This is a genomic window from Acinetobacter sp. WC-141, from assembly GCF_000313935.1.
Classification (GTDB): Bacteria; Pseudomonadota; Gammaproteobacteria; order Pseudomonadales; family Moraxellaceae; genus Acinetobacter.
The window spans coordinates 1-23,099 of the sequence record NZ_AMSS01000065.1; the positions used below are offsets into that span (position 1 = coordinate 1).

At 39.1% G+C, this 23,099-nt stretch carries 19 protein-coding genes; 9 read left to right on the top strand and 10 right to left on the bottom strand.

The window, feature by feature from the left end; all coding sequences use genetic code 11:
• The first annotated feature begins 56 nt into the window (after positions 1-56).
• Positions 57-1,082: an IS30-like element ISAba125 family transposase gene (locus ACINWC141_RS12985; RefSeq protein ID WP_004994718.1), complete on the top strand. Its 1,026-nt coding sequence runs from the start codon at positions 57-59 to the stop codon at positions 1,080-1,082.
• A 256-nt stretch (positions 1,083-1,338) separates the two neighbouring features.
• Here ACINWC141_RS12985 and ACINWC141_RS12990 read toward each other — a convergent pair whose 3' ends face one another.
• From ACINWC141_RS12990 to exaC, 5 genes are all read right to left on the bottom strand, one after another.
• Positions 1,339-2,061 (bottom strand): glutamine amidotransferase, encoded by a 723-nt coding sequence (locus tag ACINWC141_RS12990; protein WP_009391905.1) that lies wholly within the window; start codon positions 2,059-2,061, stop codon positions 1,339-1,341.
• 166 nt (positions 2,062-2,227) lie between these two features.
• Positions 2,228-3,043, bottom strand: coding sequence for an ethanolamine ammonia-lyase subunit EutC (eutC, locus tag ACINWC141_RS12995; protein WP_009391892.1), 816 nt, complete (start codon positions 3,041-3,043; stop codon positions 2,228-2,230).
• 10 nt (positions 3,044-3,053) lie between these two features.
• The gene (locus ACINWC141_RS13000; protein WP_009391909.1) at positions 3,054-4,439 is read right to left on the bottom strand and encodes an ethanolamine ammonia-lyase subunit EutB; all 1,386 of its coding nucleotides are present in this window, start codon (positions 4,437-4,439) and stop codon (positions 3,054-3,056) included.
• A 16-nt stretch (positions 4,440-4,455) separates the two neighbouring features.
• On the bottom strand, positions 4,456-5,892 hold the full coding sequence (gene eat / locus ACINWC141_RS13005) for an ethanolamine permease (protein WP_009391889.1): 1,437 nt from the start codon (positions 5,890-5,892) through the stop codon (positions 4,456-4,458).
• A 220-nt stretch (positions 5,893-6,112) separates the two neighbouring features.
• Positions 6,113-7,624 (bottom strand): acetaldehyde dehydrogenase ExaC, encoded by a 1,512-nt coding sequence (gene exaC / locus ACINWC141_RS13010; protein ID WP_009391887.1) that lies wholly within the window; start codon positions 7,622-7,624, stop codon positions 6,113-6,115.
• Between the two features lie 142 nt (positions 7,625-7,766).
• Here exaC and ACINWC141_RS13015 point away from each other — a divergent pair, with 142 nt between their 5' ends.
• The gene (locus ACINWC141_RS13015) at positions 7,767-8,957 is read left to right on the top strand and encodes a helix-turn-helix domain-containing protein (protein ID WP_009391894.1); all 1,191 of its coding nucleotides are present in this window, start codon (positions 7,767-7,769) and stop codon (positions 8,955-8,957) included.
• On the opposite strand, the gene ACINWC141_RS13020 is transcribed toward ACINWC141_RS13015, so the two are convergent.
• Positions 8,954-9,922 carry an alpha/beta hydrolase gene (locus ACINWC141_RS13020; RefSeq protein ID WP_009391901.1) on the bottom strand — a complete coding sequence of 323 codons (969 nt, stop codon included), beginning with the start codon at positions 9,920-9,922 and terminating at the stop codon, positions 8,954-8,956. The genes ACINWC141_RS13015 and ACINWC141_RS13020 overlap by 4 nt on opposite strands.
• A gap of 195 nt (positions 9,923-10,117) precedes the next feature.
• Positions 10,118-11,290: an iron-dependent methanol dehydrogenase gene (gene mdh, locus ACINWC141_RS13025; RefSeq protein WP_004791599.1), complete on the bottom strand. Its 1,173-nt coding sequence runs from the start codon at positions 11,288-11,290 to the stop codon at positions 10,118-10,120.
• A 230-nt stretch (positions 11,291-11,520) separates the two neighbouring features.
• On the opposite strand from mdh, the gene ACINWC141_RS13030 reads away from it, so the two are divergent.
• The 3 genes from ACINWC141_RS13030 to ACINWC141_RS13040 all read left to right on the top strand — a co-directional run bounded on the left by ACINWC141_RS13030 (position 11,521) and on the right by ACINWC141_RS13040 (position 14,569).
• Positions 11,521-13,233: a DEAD/DEAH box helicase gene (locus ACINWC141_RS13030; RefSeq protein ID WP_005306567.1), complete on the top strand. Its 1,713-nt coding sequence runs from the start codon at positions 11,521-11,523 to the stop codon at positions 13,231-13,233.
• A gap of 43 nt (positions 13,234-13,276) precedes the next feature.
• Complete coding sequence (locus ACINWC141_RS13035) at positions 13,277-13,636, top strand: 5-carboxymethyl-2-hydroxymuconate Delta-isomerase (protein ID WP_009391899.1); 360 nt, start codon at positions 13,277-13,279, stop codon at positions 13,634-13,636.
• A gap of 81 nt (positions 13,637-13,717) precedes the next feature.
• Positions 13,718-14,569 (top strand): AraC family transcriptional regulator, encoded by an 852-nt coding sequence (locus tag ACINWC141_RS13040; RefSeq protein WP_009391897.1) that lies wholly within the window; start codon positions 13,718-13,720, stop codon positions 14,567-14,569.
• A 29-nt stretch (positions 14,570-14,598) separates the two neighbouring features.
• Here ACINWC141_RS13040 and thiM read toward each other — a convergent pair whose 3' ends face one another.
• The 3 genes from thiM to ACINWC141_RS13055 form a co-directional block, all read right to left on the bottom strand.
• On the bottom strand, positions 14,599-15,426 hold the full coding sequence (thiM, locus tag ACINWC141_RS13045; protein WP_009391906.1) for a hydroxyethylthiazole kinase: 828 nt from the start codon (positions 15,424-15,426) through the stop codon (positions 14,599-14,601).
• A gap of 33 nt (positions 15,427-15,459) precedes the next feature.
• Positions 15,460-16,617: a hypothetical protein gene (locus ACINWC141_RS13050; protein WP_009391907.1), complete on the bottom strand. Its 1,158-nt coding sequence runs from the start codon at positions 16,615-16,617 to the stop codon at positions 15,460-15,462.
• A gap of 152 nt (positions 16,618-16,769) precedes the next feature.
• The gene (locus ACINWC141_RS13055) at positions 16,770-17,027 is read right to left on the bottom strand and encodes a hypothetical protein (RefSeq protein ID WP_009391895.1); all 258 of its coding nucleotides are present in this window, start codon (positions 17,025-17,027) and stop codon (positions 16,770-16,772) included.
• A 319-nt stretch (positions 17,028-17,346) separates the two neighbouring features.
• Between ACINWC141_RS13055 and pepN the strand changes: the two genes are divergently transcribed.
• From pepN to ACINWC141_RS13075, 4 genes are all read left to right on the top strand, one after another.
• Positions 17,347-19,953, top strand: a complete 2,607-nt coding sequence (gene pepN, locus ACINWC141_RS13060) for an aminopeptidase N (RefSeq protein WP_009391891.1) — start codon at positions 17,347-17,349, stop codon at positions 19,951-19,953.
• 589 nt (positions 19,954-20,542) lie between these two features.
• Entirely contained in the window at positions 20,543-21,073 is a 531-nt protein-coding gene (locus ACINWC141_RS13065; RefSeq protein WP_009391903.1) for a Csu type fimbrial protein, read from the top strand.
• Between the two features lie 72 nt (positions 21,074-21,145).
• Positions 21,146-21,850 carry a fimbrial biogenesis chaperone gene (locus ACINWC141_RS13070; protein ID WP_009391890.1) on the top strand — a complete coding sequence of 235 codons (705 nt, stop codon included), beginning with the start codon at positions 21,146-21,148 and terminating at the stop codon, positions 21,848-21,850.
• A 9-nt stretch (positions 21,851-21,859) separates the two neighbouring features.
• Positions 21,860-23,099: fimbria/pilus outer membrane usher protein (locus ACINWC141_RS13075; protein ID WP_009391888.1), on the top strand; the 1,240-nt coding region annotated here is incomplete at its 3' end.

Here is a 23,099-nt window from a genome sequence, read left to right on the forward strand (position 1 = left end):
ATGGCAGAGTAAAACTTGAAGTGCGACATAAACCACCTAATTAATTTAAAGGGTTTATGGAGTATATAAAATTGTCATACCATCATCTTAACTTTGAAGATCGTACTGCATTAATGCTTGAGTCAAGAAAAGAAGGCTTTTCAGCCAGAAAATTTGCTGAACTCATTAAAAGACATCCTAGTACGATCTATCGTGAGCTTAAAAGAAATAGCATCAATGACGTTTATCAAGCTCGATATGCTTCTGATAACACCTTCGCTAGACGTAGACGTGGTCACAGAAAACTCAAAATCGATTCAATCCTCTGGAAATTTATTGTTGAAGCGATCCGTTGTTTATGGTCTCCTCAGCAAATAGCAAAGCGTTTAAAGACATTTCCTGATTTGGATCAAACAATGAATGTAAGCCATACAACGATTTATTCAACGATACGAGCATTACCAAAGGGTGAGTTGAAAAAAGACTTATTATCCTGTCTGCGTCATGAAAATAAAAAGCGAAAAGCTAACGGTGAACCTAAAAAAGATTCTATATTACAGGATATTAAAACTATTCATGAGCGCCCAGCCGAAGTTCAAGAAAGAAAAATACCGGGTCATTGGGAAGCTGATTTAATTAAAGGTAAAGACAATAAAAGTTCGATAGCAACACTTATTGAACGAAATACACGGCTCTGTATCTTGGCAACATTACCTGATGCAAAGGCAGAATCAGTGCGCAAGGCTTTAACTGAAGCTCTGAAATATTTACCTGCAGAACTGCGTAAAACGTTGACCTATGACCGTGGACGCGAGATGTCAGAACATAAAATACTCGAAGAAGATTTAGGCATAGATGTATATTTCTGTGACCCACATTCACCTTGGCAAAAAGGCACATGCGAAAATATGAATGGTTTAATTAGGCAATATTTACCTAAAGGGATTGATTTAAATCAGGCAGATCAGCATTATTTAAATCAAGTTGCCATGTCACTGAATACTCGTCCTAGAAAGGCGTTAGATTGGCTTACACCATTAGAGAAATTTGCTCAGCTTGTTGATTATCATATGGCTTTTGAAACTGTCGCACCTCATGTTTGAATTCGCCCAGTATAAGAAGAATAGATGCTAGTGATAAATAAGTATTCACTGTATTAAAGCTTTTAATAAATTTCAGGATATCCATAGTAAATCAGCGTTTATTTTATGTTACAAAATGAATAAATTTATAATACACGTAATTTAAGAATAAATGTTCTTAAAGATAGATTTTTAATCTATCTTTGATTGAAAAATAAACGTTTAGTTTGTGATATATAATCTAATAGACTAATTAATTAGATTATATTTTTATAATTTAATCACTATATCCAATGCGTTTAAGAAATTTTTGAATAACTTCAAAAGCAGCGTGTTCGAGGCTATGAGCATATTGCTGATTTTCTTCGCGAAGTTTTGAAATTGAAATGTTGGCATGGCGAAGTTCACACGTATGACCAATTAACCATTTTTCAAAATGATCTTCAGTGGTTTCAATGTGGAACTGCAAAGCAAGAATATTATTGCCGACTTCGAATGCTTGATTAGTATAAATATCAGAGCTTGCTAAGAGCACCGCATTTTCAGGAAGATCGAAAGTGTCACCATGCCAATGTAAAACATGCACATTATTAAGCAAACCAGATAAAACCTGATTAGCGCGAAGGCTTAAGCTCAGTGGTCCCCAGCCAATTTCTTTTTGATGTCCAGCATATACTTTAGCGCCAAGTGCATGAGCAATAAGCTGTGCACCTAGGCAAATGCCAAGTGTAGGTTTGTCAGCTGCTAAGCGTTGTTTGAGTAAAGCGATTTCATCTTTTAAGAATGGATAATCATCAGTTTCATAAACTCCGATTGGGCCACCTAAAATAATGGTTAAACCTTCATGTGCAAAAGCAGGGGTTAAATCATCAACACCTGCCTCGAAATAACGGACGCGAAATCCGAGTTGATAAAAGACATCTTCTAATGAACCTAAGTCTTCGAAAGCGAGATGCTGAATGGCATAAATAGTTTTTGGGAAGGCGTTTGTTGTGTTCATACAAATGATTCATAGAAGATCAATAGGTGGAGTATAGCGATAAATATAAAGAAGAGAATATCTGTATAAATCGCCAATACTCGAAAATTGATATTTTTCGTTAAGATGATGTTGTTATGCAAAAGATTATCTATTTTTGAATAAATGTCTTTGCATATTGCACTGTTTAAAATAATAGCTTTTGAGTTTCTTCATGATCTATGTTTGAAAGTTGGTGTTCATCTTTTAAATTAACTCCTGAAAACCCAAGCTGTTTTGATTTTTTCATTAATGCCATTAAGCGTTGTACCGCAACCGGAATACTAAGACCTGCTGAGCGAACATTAGAAATACAATTACGTTTGGCATCGAGGCAGCCTGAATAGGCATTCCATGTGTAGTAAATTCCCATACTGTCAGGTGAACTTAAACCAGGGCGCTCTCCAATGAGCATAACCAACATGGATGCCTTAAAGATTTCAGCAACTTCATCACCTAAGGCAACCCGACTGCCTGTTGCTAGTGCAATTGGTGCAAGACACCAGTTTTCTTGCTGAACTTGTTCACTTAGCGCGGTAATGAATGGGATGGCATTCGCTTCAATCGCTCTTGCAGAGAGTCCATCACCGACCACAACACAAACATCGTATGGCTTCGGATTTTCTGTATATTCCTTTATTAACGCATCTTTTGATGGGGTTGAAAGCTGACGTCCTAAATCAGGACGTTTAAGATAAATTTCCTTATTAGGGGCGTTGCTTTGGACATGAAGACTTTGCAGCTGTCTTTGCGCTAATTGCTCAGATAAATAGGAAACATCCATATCTTGATAAACCGCATCTTTTGCCTGTGCGTGAGACAACTGGAACTCAAGTAAGGCTCGTGTTGGGATACTGCAACCTGCACGACCCAGAGCAATACGGGCATCAGTAAACTGTTTAAGTTTTTCCCACTGGTCTTGGTGGGTAGAAGATGGATATTGAATATCAGGATTCAGTTTCATGGCGTTCTCCCTAGTTCATGAGCAGACGAGAGAATTGGTCAGGCATGTGGTCTGCCCAACATATTTGAGAGTTTTGCTGTTTAAAAATACCTTGTTGTTCAAGCCAAGCTGAAAACTCTGGGGCGGGTTTTAAACCTAGGAGTTGTCTTAAATAGAGGGCATCATGGAACGAGGTCGTTTGATAATTGAGCATGACATCGTCTGAGCCCGGAATTCCCATAATAAAGTTAATGCCCGCGGCGCCAAATAGGGTAAGCAGAACATCCATATCATTTTGGTCAGCATCGGCATGATTGGTGTAGCAAATGTCGCAGCCCATCGGTACACCAAGCAACTTGCCACAGAAATGGTCTTCTAGTCCCGCACGTATAATTTGTTTGCCGTTAAAAAGGTACTCTGGGCCAATAAAACCGACCACAGTATTCACTAAAAGCGGATTATATTTTCGGGCCACTGCATAGGCACGAGTTTCCAGTGTTTGCTGGTCAACGCCGTGATGGGCATTGCTGGATAATGCACTACCTTGTCCAGTTTCGAAGTACATGACGTTTTGCCCAATGGTTCCGCGCTGGAGTGCGAGCGTAGCTTCATATCCTTCTTGTAATAAATCGAGTGATATTCCAAAACCTTCGTTAGCCAGTTGTGTACCAGCAATCGATTGAAACATTAAATCAATCGGCACATTTTTTTCAGCGAGTTGAATACCTGAGCTGATATGGGTGAGTACACAAGATTGCGTTGGAATTTGATATTCCTGAATGACATGATCAAGTAATTTTAGTAGCTCTGACAAATTATGTAAGTTATCTGTCGCAGGATTAATTCCAATCACAGCGTCACCATTGCCATACATCAAACCATCTAAAATACTGGCGGAAATACCAAGTACATCATCGGTCGGGTGGTTCGGTTGTAAACGGGTAGAAAGATGACCTTTTAAACCAATCGTGTTGCGAAACTGAGTCACTACTTCACATTTACTGGCGACATAAATCAAATCTTGATTGCGCATAATTTTGCTTACAGCAGCCACCATTTCTGGAGTTAAACCCGATGCTAATGCTTTTAAGCTTTGTGCAGTTGCTTCTTCTCCAAGTAACCAATTCCGAAAATCGCCTACAGTAAAGTGTGAAATAGGGGCAAAGGCAGCCAGATCATGTTCATCAATAATCAGTCGTGTAATTTCATCAGTTTCGTAATCGACCACAACTTCGTTCAAAAAGGTTTTAAGTGGTACATCGGCCAGTGTCATTTGTGCCGCAACATGTTCGGTTGCGTCTCTGGCCGCTACACCTGCTAATTCATCGCCAGAACGTAGCGGTGTAGCTTTTGCCATCAAGGTCTTCAAGTCAGCAAAGTGATACTGTTGATTGGCGACAATATTGCGATAACTCATATTTGCATCCTTTTGTTTATAGTTCTTGTTCTGCGGCTTTAATATTTGCAAACTCTTCTTCTGGCGTACCTTTAACTAAATGATAGCGGCTGTAGAATAAAAAGTAAGCAATAAACACGACGTAAATAGTGGCAGCAATGAACCATACTTTCGGATTAACAACAAAGCCTGCGATCACAGCAGCCACTGCTAAAACCAATGCAATGCTTGAAGTAACGATACCTCCAGGAGTTCTATAAGGACGAGGCATGTCGGGTTTAGATAGGCGGAGTTTGATGTGGGATAAGAGAATCAACACATAAGAAATGGTTGCACCAAAAACGGCAATTAAAATCAGCGAATCGCCTTCTTTGGTGAGTGAGAGCAAGAACCCAATAATGCCCGGAATAATAATTGCGAGATAAGGGGCTTTATTTTTATTGGTTAAAGAGAGTGAAGTAGGTAAGTAACCAGCACGAGAGAGTGCAAAGATTTGACGTGAATAGGCATAGATAATTGAAAAGAAACTCGCGATTAAACCTGCTAAACCAACAAAATTTACAAAAGTCGCAAGCCAAGTGTTGGTGCCATAAACTTTAACCAGAGCATCGACGAGGGGAGCGCCTGAGTTTTGTAAAGTGCTCGCACCTGCTGCGCCTGCACCCAAGAATAAAATAAGCATAGCAAACGCCGTTAATATGAGCATTGCACCGATTAAACCGCGCGGAAGTGATTTGGCTGGATCTTTGGCTTCTTCGGCTGCTAAAGGCACACCTTCAACTGCAAGGAAAAACCAGATTGCAAAAGGAACAGCGGCCCAGATGCCTAAATAACCATGAGGTAGAAAACGACTTGCACCAGTTGCGGTACCGACTGGAATATCTAACAAATTTTGTGCATTAAAATGTGGAATCATTGCCACAATAAACACAACCAGAGCAACAGCTGCGATAAGTGTAATTGCGAACATAATTTTTAAGGCTTCTCCGGCACCTTTAAGATGTATGCCCATAAAAATGGCGTAGCAGGTGAGATAAATCATCCAGCCATTAATACCAAATAAAGATTCGCAATAACCACCAATAAATACGGCAATCGCCGCAGGGGCAATCGCGTATTCAATTAAAATAGCTGTCCCTGTTAAATAGCCACCAAAAGGGCCAAAGGCAGCACGTGCAAAACTATAACCGCCACCTGCTGTCGGCATCATGGTGGACATTTCTGACATAGAAAGACATAGGCATAGGTACATCAAGGCAGCGAGTGCTGTAGCAATAAACATGCCGCCCCAACCACCTTGAGCAATACCAAAGTTCCAACCCGCAAAGTCGCCGGATATCACATAAGCTACGCCTAAACCGATCAGGAGTAACCAACCCACAGTACCTTGTTTAAGTTGACGTTGAGCAAAATATTCTGCTGATGAGACTTCTGTGCCTGAAGAAATGACGGAAGCTGTTTCTGGTTGATTCATACAATACTCCTGCGAGTGGGTTTGTATGAATCAATGCAAAAGCAATGCCTAAATGAAGCACTTTAGAGAGTAGATGGAGCTTTTTTATTCTAAATGATAAAAATTCAAGTTTATCTGCACCAAACAAAGAAGCCAGCAATGTAAATTACTGGCTTCTTATGTGATTAGTCATCTTACTTCTTTCAAGTGTTGATAGTTTGGTATCAACTTGGTGCAAAACTTAGAAGAAGCCCATTGGTTTAGTTGAATAACTCACCAACAAGTTTTTAGTTTGTTGATAATGATCTAGCATCATCTTATGGTTTTCGCGGCCAATACCAGACTTCTTATAACCCCCAAATGCAGCATGTGCAGGGTAGATGTTATAGCAGTTTGTCCAGACACGACCTGCTTCAATAGCGCGACCGGCACGGTAAGAAATATGGGCTGAACGTGACCATACACCTGCACCTAAACCATACATGGTGTCATTGGCAATTTTAATTGCATCGTCAAAGTCTTTGAACGTTGTTACAGCAAGTACAGGTCCAAAAATTTCTTCTTGGAAAACTTGCATGCTGTTGTGACCTTTAAAAATAGTCGGATCAACATAGTAACCATCGCCTACTTCTTTACGGCCGTTACCACCAAGTAAGAGTTCTGCACCTTCTTCACGACCTGTGTTAATACAACGTAAGATTTTCTCTTGTTGTTGTAGAGATGCTTGAGCACCAATCATCGTTTCAGTATCGAGTGGATGACCAGTCTTAATACGTTTTACGCGCTCGACTGCCATCTCTAAGAACTGATCAGCAATGCTTTCTTGTACTAAAGCACGAGAAGGGCAAGTACATACTTCACCTTGGTTTAAGGCAAACATGGCAAAACCTTCAAGCGTTTTTTCTAAGAAGTCATCTTCTTTATCCATGATGTCTTCAAAGAAAAGGTTCGGTGACTTACCGCCAAGTTCTAAGGTAACTGGAATAATATTTTCAGTCGCATATTGCATCACCATTTGTCCAGTTTGAGTTGAACCTGTGAACGCGATTTTTGCAATACGTGGGTTTGTCGCTAACGGACGGCCGACTTCTGAACCGAAACCATTGACAATATTAAGTACACCCGGCGGTAAAATATCTTGGATGAGCTCAGCAACCAGCAAAATACCCACTGGCGTTTGTTCAGCTGGTTTAATCACAACACAGTTACCAGCAGCTAAAGCAGGTGCCAGTTTCCATGCTGCCATTAAAATTGGGAAGTTCCATGGAATGATTTGACCAACTACACCGAGTGGTTCGTGGAAATGATACGCAATGGTATCTTCATCAATTTCAGAGATACCACCTTCTTGAGCACGAATACATCCTGCGAAATAACGGAAATGGTCAATCGCAAGTGGAAGGTCAGCTGCTAAAGTTTCACGGACTGCTTTACCGTTATCCCAAGTTTCTGCAACAGCAAGCATTTCAAGATTTGCTTCTAAACGATCAGCAATTTTTAAAAGTATATTTGAGCGTACCGTTGGTGAGGCTTTATTCCATGTTGCTTTTGCTTTGTGTGCTGCATCTAGAGCGAGTTCGATATCTTCGGCACTAGAGCGTGGAATACGTGTAAAAGCTTTTCCGTCAACAGGAGATACATTGTCAAAATATGCACCTTTTACAGGTGCTACCCATTCACCGCCAATAAAATTTTCATATTGTGATTTGAATTGTACTTTTGAGTCTGGTTGATTTGGATCGATATAGCGCATATAAATATTCCTTTGCTTTTTAGGACTAAAGACTAACAAGAACCCTGTCAGTAGGTACTTTCGTACTTTGTATAATTAGGATATAAAGAAGAAGGTTGGAGAAAGGTTGGAATAGAAATGTGGATATATAAGGAATTTACAAATGTTCACAAAAAAGGATTTATTGCAGCAACGGACGTTGATTGATCAACTGCGTACGCAAAATAGTCTCTCTCCTCAAAATGCTGCCAAACTGGGTCAAAGTATTGCAAGTTCATGGGAACGATCAGCCTCTGCTGCGATTCCTAAAGAGCGTTTTGCTGCCCCCTTAGTCGACAAAAAATCTGCTTCACAAAATGCTTTAGATCTGGCGCTCAGCCAGTGTGCCGACGACTTACGTCATATTGCAGAGCAATCTTCAATGGTAATTGCTGTTGGTGATATTGGCAGTACGATTATCTGGACCGCATCCAGTGCTCAAATGCAAAGTGCTGCCGAACGTGTACATTTTGTGCAGGGTGGTCAATGGCGTGAAGAATTTGTGGGTACCAATGCCTTGGCTTTATCTTTAAAAACTCAACAATCAAGCTGTGTTTTTTCAAATGAACATTATATGGAATCGATTCATGAGTGGGTGTGTTATGCCGCGCCGATTATCGATCCATACTCAAAACAAACTCTTGGCGTTGTTGACTTATCAACCACTTGGAAGAACCATAATAGTTTAGGAATATTAGCTGCCGAACGTTGTGCATCCATTATTCAGTCTGCTTTGTTAGAGCAGCAGCGCCAGCAATTACATATTCGTGCTTTTTCGACGCCACAAGTTAAATTTAATGGCAAAAGCTTGTTATTAACACCGCGTCAAATTGAAATTTTAACTATATTGGCTTTATGTCCACATGGCTTAACTTTAGAGCATCTTTATCAGGCGCTCTATGGCGAACGTAAAGTCAGTATGGGTACGCTTAAAGCTGAAATGTCTCAACTTCGGGATATTTTGGGTGGTTTACTTGGTTCACGTCCATATCGTTTGCTGGTGCATGTTGAAGCTGATTTTTTACAAGCTGAACAAGCACTTGATGCCGGATATGCAGCCTCGGCTTTGCAGCTTTACACAGGCGTATTTCTGGCAAAAACGGAAAGCCCATTTTTATGCGCATGGCGTGACTGCCTCGAATCACGTTTAAGTGATGCAATTTTTAAAACACAAGAAACGGATTTATTACTTAAGCATTTGGCTCATTTCCCTGAAGCAATTGATGCGGTAGAGCGTCTTATGGAGTTAGTACCGAGCGACCATCCTGCGCATCAACTACTGGTGAAATATCTTGATTCACCTAAGCTCAGTTAAGTGATTTTTTGATCCAGCCACTGAAATAATTGTTGATAGACTTGTTCTCGTACTGGCTGGGCTGAAAGGACTAAATCATGCAACCCATTGTGAATAGAGACAACAGAGACATCGCCTTTGATTTTTTTACCAAATTTCGCAATGTCTTTAACGTCTAAAATTACATCGCTTTGAGTCGCATCTGCTCCCCATTTTTTAGGGTTTTTAGTCTGATGAGAATGCATAATCAGGGCGGGAACATTGAGTTTAACACCGCGATGTATTTCTTTTTGTGCTGTATGAATTGCATGTAGAAAGCTGAGTTGAACTGTAGGGGCAGAGGTAGGTTTCCAGTCCAGATTAAAGTCCCATTCGCCCTTAAGCTGTTTGTGAAGGCTCGCGGTGTACCATTTGTTCAGTTGGCTTGGGAATTTAACTTTTGGCAGATATTTTCCTACTCGGCTGAGCACTGGAATACCAAATTTCTTCTCGACTAAGCTCAAATTAAAATCGTAAAATGGGCTGTTTGCCCAAAGTGCTTTAATCAGAGGATGGTTTGGGTTATGGGCAGCATAAAGCGTTGCCGTCAAACCGCCAGTCGAATGCCCTGCAAGTAAAACTTGGGTGTGCTGTTCTTTGGCAATAATCTCTAATGCTTGAGTAATTTCGGCATCGTATTCATTTAAATCAAGCACATTATAGAAAATTTGATGGGGTAGCTTTGAACGGCCGTATTTTCTTAAATCCAAGGCATAGAAGTCATAACCATGCGCGTTGAATTGTTCAGCCATTTCAGTTTGAAAAAAATAATCTAAAAAGCCATGAATATAAAGCACAGCTTTTTGAGTAGATTGAGCAGCTTTTTTACGCACTAAGGTGGCTACCACTTTACCTTCATAATCATCAGGAAAGTTGAGTGTGAGCTGTTCGTAGCCAGTACCTAAAATATCTGGAACATAAGTTTGATTAGCTGAAGATGTATTCATTTTTATCGAGCTATTGTAATTAAGACATGCAGAGTATCCTTCAATGAAATGGGCGAATTGTCAATCAGGTTTAGAGAGGGTTGGAATATAGGTTCTAAAAAAAGGGAATACCGCTGGAGCTAAGTATTCCCCAAAAAAGTAAGTCAACGGTCGGAGGGATTTGACTTACTAGAGGGATATGCCATTACATCAGTATTAAAGTGCTGCTTTAAAAATCTCCACAACTTGTGCATGATTTGCTTTACGAGGGTTGGTGAGCATACACGCATCTTTTTGAGCGTTATCGGCCATGACAGCTAGGTCTTCAGTTTTTACACCAAGCTCGGTTAAACCAGATGGAATACCAATTGATGAAGACAGTTTACGAATGGCATCAATAGCAGCATAGGCAGCTTCCATCACTGTTAACCCGTGAGTTCTTACACCCATTAACTCCGCGATTTTTGCGTAGCGATCTGGGCAAGCAATTAAGTTAAATTCGCATACATGAGGTAACAAGATTGCATTACATACGCCGTGAGGAAGGTTATAGAAACCGCCCAACTGGTGCGCCATTGCGTGAACATAACCTAAAGATGCGTTGTTAAATGCCATGCCAGCCAAGTATTGTGCATAGCTCATCGCATCACGCGCTTCGATGTTTTCACCATTTGCGACAGCAGGTTGTAACCACTGACTAATCATGGTGATTGCTTTTTCTGCACACGCATCGGTAATTGGATTTGCCGCGGTAGACACATATGCTTCAACCGCATGAGTTAACGCGTCCATACCTGTTGCCGCTGTTAAACCAGCTGGTTTTGCAATCATGAGTTTCGGGTCATCAATGGCAATAAGAGGGGTACAACGCCAGTCAACAATCGCCATTTTTACGTGAGTGTCTGTATTGGTAATAATACAGAAACGGGTCATTTCAGATGCAGTACCGGCTGTTGTGTTCACTGCAATGAGCGGTGTCATTGGCACTTTACTTTTATCAATACCTTCATAGTCACGAATATGACCACCACCAGCAGTGACTAAACCAATCCCTTTTGCACAGTCATGAGATGAACCGCCACCTAGAGAGACAATAAAGTCACAGCCATTTTCGTTATAGGCATTTACGCCATTATGGACATTAATATCAGTTGGGTTAGGTTCAGCACCCGGAAAAATATGGCTCGCAACGCCTGCTTCTGTTAAATAGTTCGCAATAAGATCTGCGACACCGAATTTAAATAAGCCTTCATCGGTCACAATTAATGCTTTTTTTGCACCTAAATTTTGTGCCTTTGTACCAATTTCTTTGGCGCATCCTGGTCCAAAGAGTGATACACAAGGAATATAAAAACCGTTTGTTTGATCTGCAATATTTTTAAAAGCCATGGAGTGATTCCTTCTTCCATAAATCCATTGTTTGTTATTACAGGTGAGCCTCACCATGGCCTTAGTATTGTGATGTGAAGATTATTTTCCTACCTACCAAAAACCTACCAAATATTATTTTGTTTTTAGTTATTGATTTATAATGATTTTACAGAAATTCTGGCGCATTCATTTAATTTTTTCGGGAAAGTCGTTAAGCTATGGGCTGTTGAAGATGTACTTATGAGATTATGAAACAGGAAACTGCGCTTAAACTGCTTAAAGCAGGTGAAAATGTCTTTTTAACCGGTTCGGCTGGTGCAGGGAAAACCTATACACTTAATCAGTACATCCAATACCTAAAAGCACGTAAAGTGCCTGTGGCTATTACGGCATCTACAGGTATTGCTGCAACACATATGAATGGTATGACTATTCATACATGGGCAGGCATCGGCATTAAAGATCAGTTAACTGACGATGACCTAAAACGTATGAAAGAGCGTAAATATCTCAAGGAACATCTTGAAAATGCGCAAGTTCTCGTCATCGATGAAATCTCGATGTTGCATGCGAAGCAGCTTAATCTGGTCAATCAGGTTTTAAAATATTTTAAAGAAAGTGATGAAGCTTTTGGCGGTATTCAAGTCATTGTGGCTGGAGATTTCTTTCAGTTGCCACCTGTTGGGCGTAATAGTGAAGCCAACCGTGACAAGTTCTGTTTTATGTCTGATGCATGGGTCGAAGCCAAATTTCGCGTATGTTATTTAACAGAACAACACCGTCAAGATGATGAAATTCTAAATCAGATTTTAAATGCCATTCGTGCGCAGAATATTCAATCAGATCATTTACACGCATTACGTCAATCACGCTCGCATGATATTGGTGAGACCTTTACTCGTCTTTATACGCACAATATGGATGTCGACAATATCAATTATCAGCACTTAAATGAAATTGATAATGAAGGGCATCAATTTAATGCAGTTTTAGATGGTAATGAAAAATTACTAGAAACTTTGAAATCTTCAGTTCGTGCTCCAGAAGAACTCACACTGAAAAAGCATGCGAAAGTCATGTTTGTTAAAAACAACTTTGATATGGGATATATCAACGGAAGTTTAGGTGAAGTCATTGGCTTTGAAGAAGATGATGAAAATGGTTTGCTGCCAAAGGTAAAACTAACTGATGGCACCACTTTGCTGGTTGCTCCTGAAACATGGTCAGTTGAAAACGAAGCAGGCAAAGTGATTGCAAGTTTTCAACAAATTCCGCTTCGTTTGGCGTGGGCAATTACCATTCATAAAAGCCAAGGCATGACTTTAGAAGCTGCCGAAATTAACCTCACGAATACCTTTGAAAAAGGTCAAGGTTATGTGGCATTGTCACGCTTAAAATCTTTAACTGGTCTAAAGTTACTAGGGATTAACGAGCAAGCTTTAGAGTTAGATAGTTTAGCTGTAAAAGCTGATCGTCGTTTCCAAGAACTTTCTAAAGAAGCTGAAGACAACTTTGCAGATGTAGATTTAACTGCTCAGCATAAAGCCTTTATTCGTCACTGTGGCGGCACCTTAAATGAAACTGAGATTTCTCGTAATGAGAAGAAGCTCGCAAAAGGTGGAAAGCAAAATTACGCTACGGCAACGCTAGACGAGACACGTGCGTTGTTTGAAGAAGGCTACGAAATTGAAGACATCGCGCATGAACGTGGTCTCACACCAGCAACGATCATTAATCATTTGGCTCGACTTCATAAAGAACAAAAGCTGGATATTTCGGTTGCCCACCCAGGTGAAGAAGTTGTCGAAGAAATTCGTAAAATTTATAAGAAGCTGAAAAAACGTCAAAATCCAGATCATTTTTCTGATGATGGTTCGATCAAACTAAGACCAATCGTTGAAGCAACCAGTCCTCGAATGGGATATGATCAGGTTCGATTAGCTTTATTATTTATTGAGTAAAGTTTAATTAGCTTAATGACTTATTATATAAATTGAGGTGGCTATGCCGCACGTGATAGTTGATTATTCAGAAAACTTAACTGGATTAAACGCAAAACAATTACTTGAAGAAATTAATACCACACTCATTGAAACAGAGTTGTTTAGCCCGGAAGACATCAAAAGCCGTGCGCGTAAAGATGATGTTTTTCTGATTGGCTTAGGCGTTGATCAAGCCTATATTCATGTAAAAGCCTATATTTTGTCTGGAAGAACTGCTGAACAAAAACAGCTAATGGGTGATCAGCTCTTAACGGCGCTCAGCAATAAAAAATACCTACCACAAGAGTTTAATAAAGAAATTCAATTGTGTGTTGAGCTGATCGACATGCCAAGAGACGATTATTTTAAGCAAGTTATATAGGTCTAAAAAGCGCAATTTCGATCAAGAATAGAGATCAGCACTATGTAAAAGTAGTGCTATCGAATGAACAGACATAAATGTATGGCTGTATATACACAAAAGCTGCAACTGGTTTGCGATTATATTCAAAGACATTTAGATGAAGATTTAGATGTTGATCGATTGAGCCAGATTGTGGCCTTATCTAAGTTTCATTTTCATCGTATTTTTGCCATTCATATTGGCCTAAATGTGATGAAATTTATTCAACTTTCTCGATTAAAACGAGCCTCTTTTCAACTGGCTTTTGAACCCGATCTCAAGATTATTGATATTGCATTACAAGCCGGGTTTGATAGTCCAGAGGCATTTACTCGTGCATTTAAGCGTTCATTTGATCAAACTCCTCGGGCTTTTAGAGATAAACCGGACTGGGAATCTTGGCACCAGAAGTTTGTTTTTACGATTCCGAAAAGTGAGCTAAAAATGAATGTAAATATTGTTGAGCGACCTGCTGAAAAGATTGCCTATCTATCGCATTTAGGAAGTTCTGATAAAATCTTGGAAACAGCTGCGCAGTTTATTGCCTGGCGTAAAGAAACAGGTTTATCAACTGTGACCAAGTCTAAAACTTATGGTATTCCGTTTGCTGACCCCTATCAGACACCACCTGACGAGTTTCGGTTTGATATTGCAGGTTCAATTGAAAAAGCTGTACCTGAAAATAGTTACGGTGTACAGACAGGTGAAATTCCTGCGGGGCGTTATGCAACCGTAAGACATTTTGGCAGCCATGACCAGATTAAAGATAGCGTCTATTACATCTTTAGAAACTGGTTACCTGAGCAACCAGAAGAAGCAGGGGATTATCCGGTTTTCTTTCACTATCACAACTTTGTGCACGAAGTGAAAGAGTGTGATCTTATTACAGATATCTACTTACTTTTAAAGTGAGTGTAGTGTGATAAAGGCATAACTTGCGGTTATGCCTTTAAACCTAACAGTTTGATATTTGCATATTGCTCAATCAGGTTAGCATCTAACATATGGATATAGTCCATAAAGATGTTACTAAAACTCCCCATAGTTTGTGCCTGATTGGCAGCAAGCTTACCTGCGATGGCAAAATGCACGTGAGCTGAAAGCGCTGCAATGGTTGGCGTTGTTACCGAACTATATGCCGCGATTAGCGCACCCAAAGCACAGCCCGTTGCCGTAATTTTAGGTTGTAAGGGGCTTCCACCGTTTACTTGGATAACGACATCCAGTTCTTGAGATAAAATGTAATCTGATTCACCTGAAATGGCGATACAGTCTGTATGTACTAATAGCGCGTAAGCCTGTCGATAGGCATCATCACTACTTAGCGTACTATCTACACCTTTAGATTGAACTTGATTGCCTGCAAGCGTACTGATTTCTGACGCATTACCACGAATAACGCTGGGCTTAAACTTTAAAAGTTCATCGGTCATTTGACTGCGCCAAGCTAAAATTGGTCCATAGCCAACCGGATCAAGCACCCATGGAATGTTATTAAGCTGAGCTGTTTTAGCTGAGATTTGCATGGCTTGCATTTGCTCAGAAGTGGGTGTCCCTAAATTAATACTCAAGGCAGATGAGATTTTGGTAAAGCTTTCTGCTTCATAAGGGTTATCAATCATCGCAGGCGAAGCACCAGAAGCGAGTAATACATTGGCTGTATAGTTAGCCGCAACGCTATTGGTAATACATTGTACAAGAGGCGTTTTGGCTTGCATGGTGTGCCAAGCTTCGATTACTTGTTCAATCAAAGTAGATGTTGATGTCATATTATTATCCTTATGAAGCCAAAGATGACAGATTTAATGGGTAAAATAATGATCTTGATGCTTACATTTTTGGCAAATCAAAGAAACATAATCTACTGCATCGTAGTCAACGCTTAAATCATTTGAGCCACAATACATACAACGTTTGACAGAATAAAAGTTTAAACGTGGTTCAATTTTTCGCCATGCTTTCCATACAGGTTGCACAAAGATCTGTTCGTCATAGCCTAAGAAACGATTAAGCAAAATATAACTCATTTTACTATAGGGAATATTGTGAGGACGGGGGAGCATAGAGGTTTCCCACTTTTCAGCCAAGGCTCTTTCACGATATTGTTCTAAAGTTTTCTTTAATAGATTGGTATTAATAAACTTATCATTACGAGGCTGTAAAACTTTTTGTTTATAGAGATATTCGAGTGCAGTTTGTACCAGATAATAAATTTGCCCAATGGCGAGTGAATCCATTAAACGATAGCAAAAGCTTTGAAAGTTTGAATTTCCGGCAATTTGGATGCCCCAAGTTCGGCAGTAGAATTGCATAAACTGGATAATTTCTTGATAAAGCACCTGAAAAAGTACGTCTTTAACTTCGTCTGCACTACGAAAAGGTATGCCGAAACTTAAATTTTCATAAAACCAATTACGCAGTTGCTGAGCCACACTAAATAAACTTGGATCACTGTAGCCATCTAAACGAATATTTAAGTAAAAACATTGTGGATCATCAGTTTGATCATTGGTATTGAGAATGCCATCTTTATGCAATTGTTTAATTAAATAACTCTGAAACATCCAGTTGGGAGTGATGTGATGGTATTTAATTTTGTCCCAATGAATATATTCATCATGAGTAATTTCTTCGCGGGCATATTCATCTAAAACGCTTAGCAAGAAAAGTTTATGTAAGAAGCTAAGCTGTTCCAGACTGCGTTGTGGTTGCTCTTTTGACTTAAATTGGCGTTGTTCTTGTAGTCGTGTTTGCTGTAAAAGTTTTTTCCGCTGTTTCGTGCATGTTTCACAGTGGCAAGTCATTCTTTGATCTTTAAATATACGGTGCTGGCAATGACTGCATTCATGAAATTGAATGTCTTGTTCAAATTGCTCGGCATCTACCCAATACATTGAGGCTTGGCAGAGAGGACAATGGCTACTTTCATCTAGCTGTTTCTGTAGAATTTGTAAGGCCATTTTGCTCCGAACATAAAATAAAAATGATGGGGCTATTATACACAGGCGCGCTATAGATAGCGGAAATTGCCAATTTCGTTTGTTGCTAAAATAGAAAAAACCTAAAATCTATGTTTCGATTTTAGGTTTTCATAGTGGGCTAAAAAGTCGAATTAAACAGGGCACGGCAAGCTCTCATCATTCTGGCCAAGCTTTTTGGCATTAATAAGTGCTTGTACTTTTTTACTTGGTAATTTCACTTTACCTAATGCATCGTAAGTATTAACAATAGAAGTAACCTCCTGATCAGTAATTGAAATACCTTCAGCAGACAAGAATACAGCAATCACATGGTGGTCAAGTCCTGCTGCTGATAGATCATGAATTGCTTTGATGTTCTCTAGTCGATGAAAATGTGCTTTAAATTCCATGCTGACACCTCTTGTTCTAATTTAGATAACCATATTGGTATATTTAATTAGGCAAGAACCATGCCCAAAATGTAAGCTGTCTCTAAATAATGTTAAAAGCTAAAGGTGTTTTATTTTTATTGTATAGATTGCTTATATAAACAACGGTTATCGTAAATTTGGTCTAATCTATGCTAATAAAACAAGATTCTAATTTGAAATGTATAAATGAAGTCCCATTAATTTCATAAAGGTAAGCGAATACAGTATGTATGATTGAGTATGATCATGTTCATAACAACTCGTACTACCGTTTCATACGAATATATAAGGAATAAAGATGAATATTGCGGCGCAGCCTCCAGTTCAGGCAGATCAAACAGTTTATTTAAAAGATTATCAAAAACCTGCGTTCTTGGTTGAATCCATTAATCTTGATATTCAAGTCTATGACGACAAAACAATTGTTGATTCAACATTGGTGATGAAGCGCCAAACTGCTGGAGATCTGGTGTTATTGGGTCGTGATCTTGAGTTGCAATCTATTCAGCTCAATGGTCAAGTTCTTACTCCTGCACAATATTCACTCGATAGTGAGCAACTGGTGATCACTGATGCACCAGATGAAGTCATTTTACAAACTCAAGTGATTATTCATCCTGAAACCAATACTCAACTAGAAGGCTTATATAAAGCAGATGAGTTGTTTGTAACCCAAAACGAACCTGAAGGTTTCCGCAAAATTACGTTCTATCCAGACCGTCCTGACGTACTTTCTGTCTTTACTACACGTGTAGAAGCAGATAAAAAATATCCAGTGTTACTTGCCAATGGTAACTTGCTAGAAACAGGTGAAGTTGGTGAAAACCGCCACTTTGCGATCTGGCAAGACCCGACTAAAAAGCCAAGCTATTTGTTCGCTTGTGTTATTGGTGATTTAGCAGTTCTTAAAGATCGTTATACGACTTCTGAAGGGCGTGATGTTGCTTTAGAAATTTACGCCATTGAGAAAGACATTCCAAAATGCCATATCGCAATGGAAGCATTAAAGCATTCTATGCGTTGGGATGAAGAACACTATGGCCGCGCCTATGATCTCGACAACTATATGATTGTTGCAGTGAGCCAGTTCAACATGGGTGCCATGGAAAATAAAGGTTTAAACATCTTTAATACCTCATGCGTACTTGCCGATGAAGAATACACGACTGACGCAGCGATTATGCGTGTACAGTCTGTGATTGCGCATGAATATTTCCATAACTGGACAGGGAACCGTATTACTTGCCGTGACTGGTTCCAGCTCTGCTTAAAAGAAGGTTTAACCGTATTCCGTGATCAGTCTTTCTCTGAAGATTTACAATCTGCTGCGGTTCAACGTATTGATGATGTGGCTGTACTTAAATCACATCAGTTCCCTGAAGATGCAGGTCCATTGTCGCATCCGCCACGTCCAGATCACTTTGTAGAAATTAATAATTTCTATACTGCTACAGTCTATGAAAAAGGTGCGGAAATTAACCGCATGATGTCGACCTTGTTAGGTAAAGAAAAATACCGTCAAGGAACCGATGAATATTTCCGCCGTCATGATGGCCAAGCAGTGACTGTAGAAGATTGGGTTGCTGCGTTAACTGCGGGTTCAGGTGTCGATTTATCTGCATTCTTAACGTGGTATAACCAACCGGGTACACCAAAGCTCGAGGCAAAAGGTGAGTATGATGCAGCAGCACAAACTTATTGTTTAAGCTTTAAACAAAGCCTAAAAGCACATCCTAAATATCCAAATTTAAAAGCTGTTCCAATTCCTGTGGCGTTAGCACTATTTAATGCTAAAACAGGTGAGCAATATACTTTGCACAGTGACAGCCTATTTGTAAATGATGTTAAAGATGGCGTGTACTTATTTGACCAAGATGAGGCAACCATTGAATTTACAGGCGTGACTGAGCAACCCGTTGTGTCGCTACTCCGTAATTTCTCGGCTCCTGTAAATCTTGTGTTTGATTATACTGATGCAGAATTAGCATTTTTAATTCAGCACGAAACAAATGGTTTTAACCAGTGGCAAGCAACTCAAACCTTGCTTGAGCGTATTTTGCTAGAAGACCATTCTGCAGATGCCTACATTCAAGCAATTCAAAGCACTTTACCAGAGTTGGTTGGACGAGACCCGCTTTTGGCATCGCGTTTGTTTGATGTACCAAGCGAAGGTTATTTAGGTAGTCGTATCGATCAGGATTATGCACCATCCGATATTCATGTAAAACGTGAAGCCTTACTTAATCGTTTAGCTCAAGACTTGGGCTCATTCTGGAAAGATACTTACCTTACACTTGACCCAGAGCTGCAAAAAGAATTTTCTTTGGCAATGGGCGTCCGGGCATTAAAGAACATCATGCTCATGATGATGGCTCGTCAGGGTGATCAAACTGCATTTGAACTCGCACATGTGCAATATCAAAATACAGGTAATATGTCTGAACGCTTAGGTGCGCTGCGCGTATTGGTTTGGCAAAATGCACCTCAAGCTCAAGATGCGCTTGCTGATTTTTATGACCGTTTTAAAGATGAAGCTTTATCTTTAGATCAGTGGTTCATGATTCAGGCAGCAAACCCAAATGCGACAACAGAAACAATTGAGTATCTGACTCAACATCCTGACTACGATTTAACAACGCCGAACCGTATTCGTGCGGTAAGTGGTGGCTTGTCAAATAATCCTGAAAATACGTGGGGCTTTGGTGTAGCTCACTTTATTAACCTTGCACAATATCTAGATGAAAAGAACCCAATTTTAGGTTCGCGTCTATTACAGGTATTGTCACGTTGGTATACGCTTGCAGAGCCACAGCGAACCGAAGTTCAACAAGCTTTACAAGCATTGCAGCCTAAAGTGAAATCGAAAAATGTCTCTGAAACTTTAAATAGTATGCTGAGTGTTTAATTAGATTTAAAAAACCACAAAATAAAGGTCTCGTAAGAGGCCTTTATTTTTATACATTTATATAATCTCAAAACAATAAAATTATTCTTATAGTGGTTTATCAATTTCTCTACTACACATCATTTTACTTTTTAATTTACTTGTAATATTGAAAATTTGGTTAAAAATTAATCTTTAAAATATATATAAATAAAAAATAGTGGCAATAATAATATAAAAAATTAAAGTAACTAAGTTCATAATTAGCATTTAATTATCTGCAACTTAGCAAAAAATATTGACATATTTGCTTAAATTTTTTTCAATAAATTTTATAGTGTTTTTAATAAAGTAAATTAAATCAAAATCTTAATTATTTTAAATGTTAATCGTGTGTTAATAAGGTTTAATTTGGGTAATTGTATTTTATTAATTGGAACTCAAAATAAAAATACTGTCATACATTTTAATATTTTTTATGTATTATGAAAAAATAGGGTAAAAAATATAAGCTTTAAAAGAGCAGTCAAATTAAAAATGATTGTAAGAGTAAGGGTTAATTTTTTTACAACTATTAATTTCAACAATTTAATGTAAAAAGGTTTAGACCATGAAAAAGACTTTTTATTATTTATCAGCAATTGCTGTAGGAATATTTTCTCTCAATACGGCAAATGCAGCCACAGCAACTGGAACATTGACTGTTAGAGCAACAGTAACAAATAGCTGTGTTCTAAATACATCAGCTACCGGTACAACTTCAAATGCGGTCTTGGACTTTGGTACGTTAAGTTCTCTTGCGAGTAATGTAGATGCAGATACCACGACCACGGGCGGTACTCCCATCAGGGTTTTATGTAACAACACTGTGCCATGGACCTTATCATTTGATGGGGGTCAGAATGTTTTATCAACACAGCGCCGTATGATTGGCGGAGCAACCACTACAGAATACATTCCTTACAACCTTTTCTCTGACACAGGCCGTGCAACAGCAATCGGCATTGCAACAACTGCCTATAGTGGGACAGGGACAGGTAATGTTCAAACTGTTAACGTGTATGGCCGTATTCCTGCTGGAACGACTTTACCCAGTGCTGGTAGCTATTTAGACACAGTGACAATAACGGTAACTTATTAATTTTTATAAATTAGAAATACTGTTAGCCCTTTAAAAGGGCTAATACTTTAAAAAGTTATATTTGAGCAAGTCATGAAAAGAAATATTTTTATTCTTACAAGTTTATTCTTATCTTTATCTAGCACTCTTAGTGCAGCCACGATTCGACTTTCACCAGTGAATGTGGAGATGTTGAGTAATCAAAATGCTTCTTCAATTAGTTTATTTAATCAATCGAATGAAAGTACAGATTTGCAGATTCGTGTATTTGAATGGACTCAGAAGAATGGACAGGACCAATTAATACCTACAGATGAAATTGCGATTAGTCCACCATTTTTAAAACTACCCCCCAATGATTCTTATAACTTGCGTGTAGTTAGAATTAACCCAGCACCTGTTTCTGGTGAAAAAACATATCGTATTATTATTGATGAATTACCAAAGCCTGTAGATAGCCGTAAAGCAGCTCAAGGAATAAATGTATTACTGCGCTCATCATTACCTGTATTTGTAGTAAATAAAGATGCGATGACTAAATTGAATTGGAAAATTGATCCTAATCAGGAAGCACCTTCTTTAAATATTAGCAATATTGGAAACCGGCACGCACTTTTAAATGATTTAACGCTTGTTGATATAACAGCCAATAAAAGTTATCCCATTAAAGTAAATACTGTAAATGGTTATATTCTTGCGGAGCAGGCACGAAGCTATTCAATTAATAATTTTACATATCAGCCAAATCATAAATACAGTGTATCTCTGACAGTTAATGGTAAGAAAACCACACTTTAAGAGGCTTATATGAAATACATTATAGGTGTCTTATGTGTCGCATATCTTCCCGCGTATTCTTTTGCTGAGCAACTACAAGATAATACGAAAACAGCAGTTCCTAGTGTTCCTAAATCTATAGATAGCATTAATAAATCTGCACAGGTGAAGACAAATGAACAGGAGCAAGAGCTTAATTTTAATCAATTATTTTTGAATGTCTCTATTAATAAAAATAAGTCGGAAGACTTGGTTGCTGTAAAGCAATCTAAGGATGGAAAACTATATATCCGCTCTAATGATTTAAAAGCTTTAAGGGTGAAAATGGATGAGCATATGGCTGATAGCCAATGGGTGTGCATTAACGAGCTCAAAGGAATTCAGTTTAAATATATTGAGAAGGAACAGTCTCTAAACTTACAAGTTCCTTCGAACATGTTGACGGATTATTCGGTTGACTTAAATGGTCAGCAGCTCACCAGCCCTCATTTACTCAAAATGAAACCCTTAAACGCTGCCATTTTGAATTACAGCCTGTATAACACCCTGACCAATGACGAGAATGTTTTCTCGGGCTCGGCAGAGGGGATCTTTAATAGCGCAATCGGTAACTTCTCTTCCGGGGTTCTATATAACGGCAGTAATGAAAATAGTTATAGCCATGAAAAGTGGGTGCGCTTAGAAAGTAAATGGCAGTATGTAGACCCTGAAAAGATCAGGATCTATACCTTAGGGGATTTTATTTCCAATAGTTCTGATTGGGGTAGTAGTGTGCGTCTGGCAGGTTTCCAGTGGTCGAGTGCTTACACTCAACGAGGCGATATTGTCACCTCGGCATTACCACAATTTTCCGGCTCGGCTGCACTCCCTTCAACTCTGGATTTATACGTTAACCAGCAAAAGATTTATTCAGGGCTTGTGCCATCAGGCCCGTTTGATATTAAGCAGTTACCTTTTATTTCAGGCAATGAAGTCACACTTGTGACCACCGATGCAACGGGACAGCAGAGTGTGACCAAACAGGCTTACTATTTTTCATCTAAGATTTTAGCCAAAGGCATTAATGAGTTTTCAGTAGACGTTGGGGTTCCCCGTTATAACTATGGGCTGTACTCAAACGATTATGATGACGCGACTTTTGCTTCAGGTGCGATTAGATACGGCTATAGCAACTCACTGACCTTAAGTGGTGGTGCAGAGGCTTCAACAGATGGCCTATCAAATCTGGGCACTGGTTTTGCCAAGAACCTGTTTGGTTTTGGGGTGATCA

Excerpts from the sequence above, each read along its gene's own strand:
- ACINWC141_RS13020 (WP_009391901.1), bottom strand. The coding sequence starts at position 9,922 with ATGAATACATCTTCAGCTAATCAAACTTATGTTCCAGATATTTTAGGT.
- pepN (WP_009391891.1), top strand. The coding sequence starts at position 17,347 with ATGAATATTGCGGCGCAGCCTCCAGTTCAGGCAGATCAAACAGTTTAT.
- thiM (WP_009391906.1), bottom strand. The coding sequence starts at position 15,426 with ATGACATCAACATCTACTTTGATTGAACAAGTAATCGAAGCTTGGCAC.
- ACINWC141_RS13035 (WP_009391899.1), top strand. The coding sequence starts at position 13,277 with ATGCCGCACGTGATAGTTGATTATTCAGAAAACTTAACTGGATTAAAC.
- eutC (WP_009391892.1), bottom strand. The coding sequence starts at position 3,043 with ATGAAACTGAATCCTGATATTCAATATCCATCTTCTACCCACCAAGAC.
- mdh (WP_004791599.1), bottom strand. The coding sequence starts at position 11,290 with ATGGCTTTTAAAAATATTGCAGATCAAACAAACGGTTTTTATATTCCT.
- ACINWC141_RS12990 (WP_009391905.1), bottom strand. The coding sequence starts at position 2,061 with ATGAACACAACAAACGCCTTCCCAAAAACTATTTATGCCATTCAGCAT.
- ACINWC141_RS13055 (WP_009391895.1), bottom strand. The coding sequence starts at position 17,027 with ATGGAATTTAAAGCACATTTTCATCGACTAGAGAACATCAAAGCAATT.
- ACINWC141_RS13030 (WP_005306567.1), top strand. The coding sequence starts at position 11,521 with ATGAAACAGGAAACTGCGCTTAAACTGCTTAAAGCAGGTGAAAATGTC.
- ACINWC141_RS12985 (WP_004994718.1), top strand. The coding sequence starts at position 57 with ATGGAGTATATAAAATTGTCATACCATCATCTTAACTTTGAAGATCGT.
- exaC (WP_009391887.1), bottom strand. The coding sequence starts at position 7,624 with ATGCGCTATATCGATCCAAATCAACCAGACTCAAAAGTACAATTCAAA.
- eat (WP_009391889.1), bottom strand. The coding sequence starts at position 5,892 with ATGAATCAACCAGAAACAGCTTCCGTCATTTCTTCAGGCACAGAAGTC.
- ACINWC141_RS13070 (WP_009391890.1), top strand. The coding sequence starts at position 21,146 with ATGAAAAGAAATATTTTTATTCTTACAAGTTTATTCTTATCTTTATCT.
- ACINWC141_RS13065 (WP_009391903.1), top strand. The coding sequence starts at position 20,543 with ATGAAAAAGACTTTTTATTATTTATCAGCAATTGCTGTAGGAATATTT.
- ACINWC141_RS13015 (WP_009391894.1), top strand. The coding sequence starts at position 7,767 with ATGTTCACAAAAAAGGATTTATTGCAGCAACGGACGTTGATTGATCAA.
- ACINWC141_RS13050 (WP_009391907.1), bottom strand. The coding sequence starts at position 16,617 with ATGGCCTTACAAATTCTACAGAAACAGCTAGATGAAAGTAGCCATTGT.
- ACINWC141_RS13040 (WP_009391897.1), top strand. The coding sequence starts at position 13,718 with ATGGCTGTATATACACAAAAGCTGCAACTGGTTTGCGATTATATTCAA.
- ACINWC141_RS13000 (WP_009391909.1), bottom strand. The coding sequence starts at position 4,439 with ATGAGTTATCGCAATATTGTCGCCAATCAACAGTATCACTTTGCTGAC.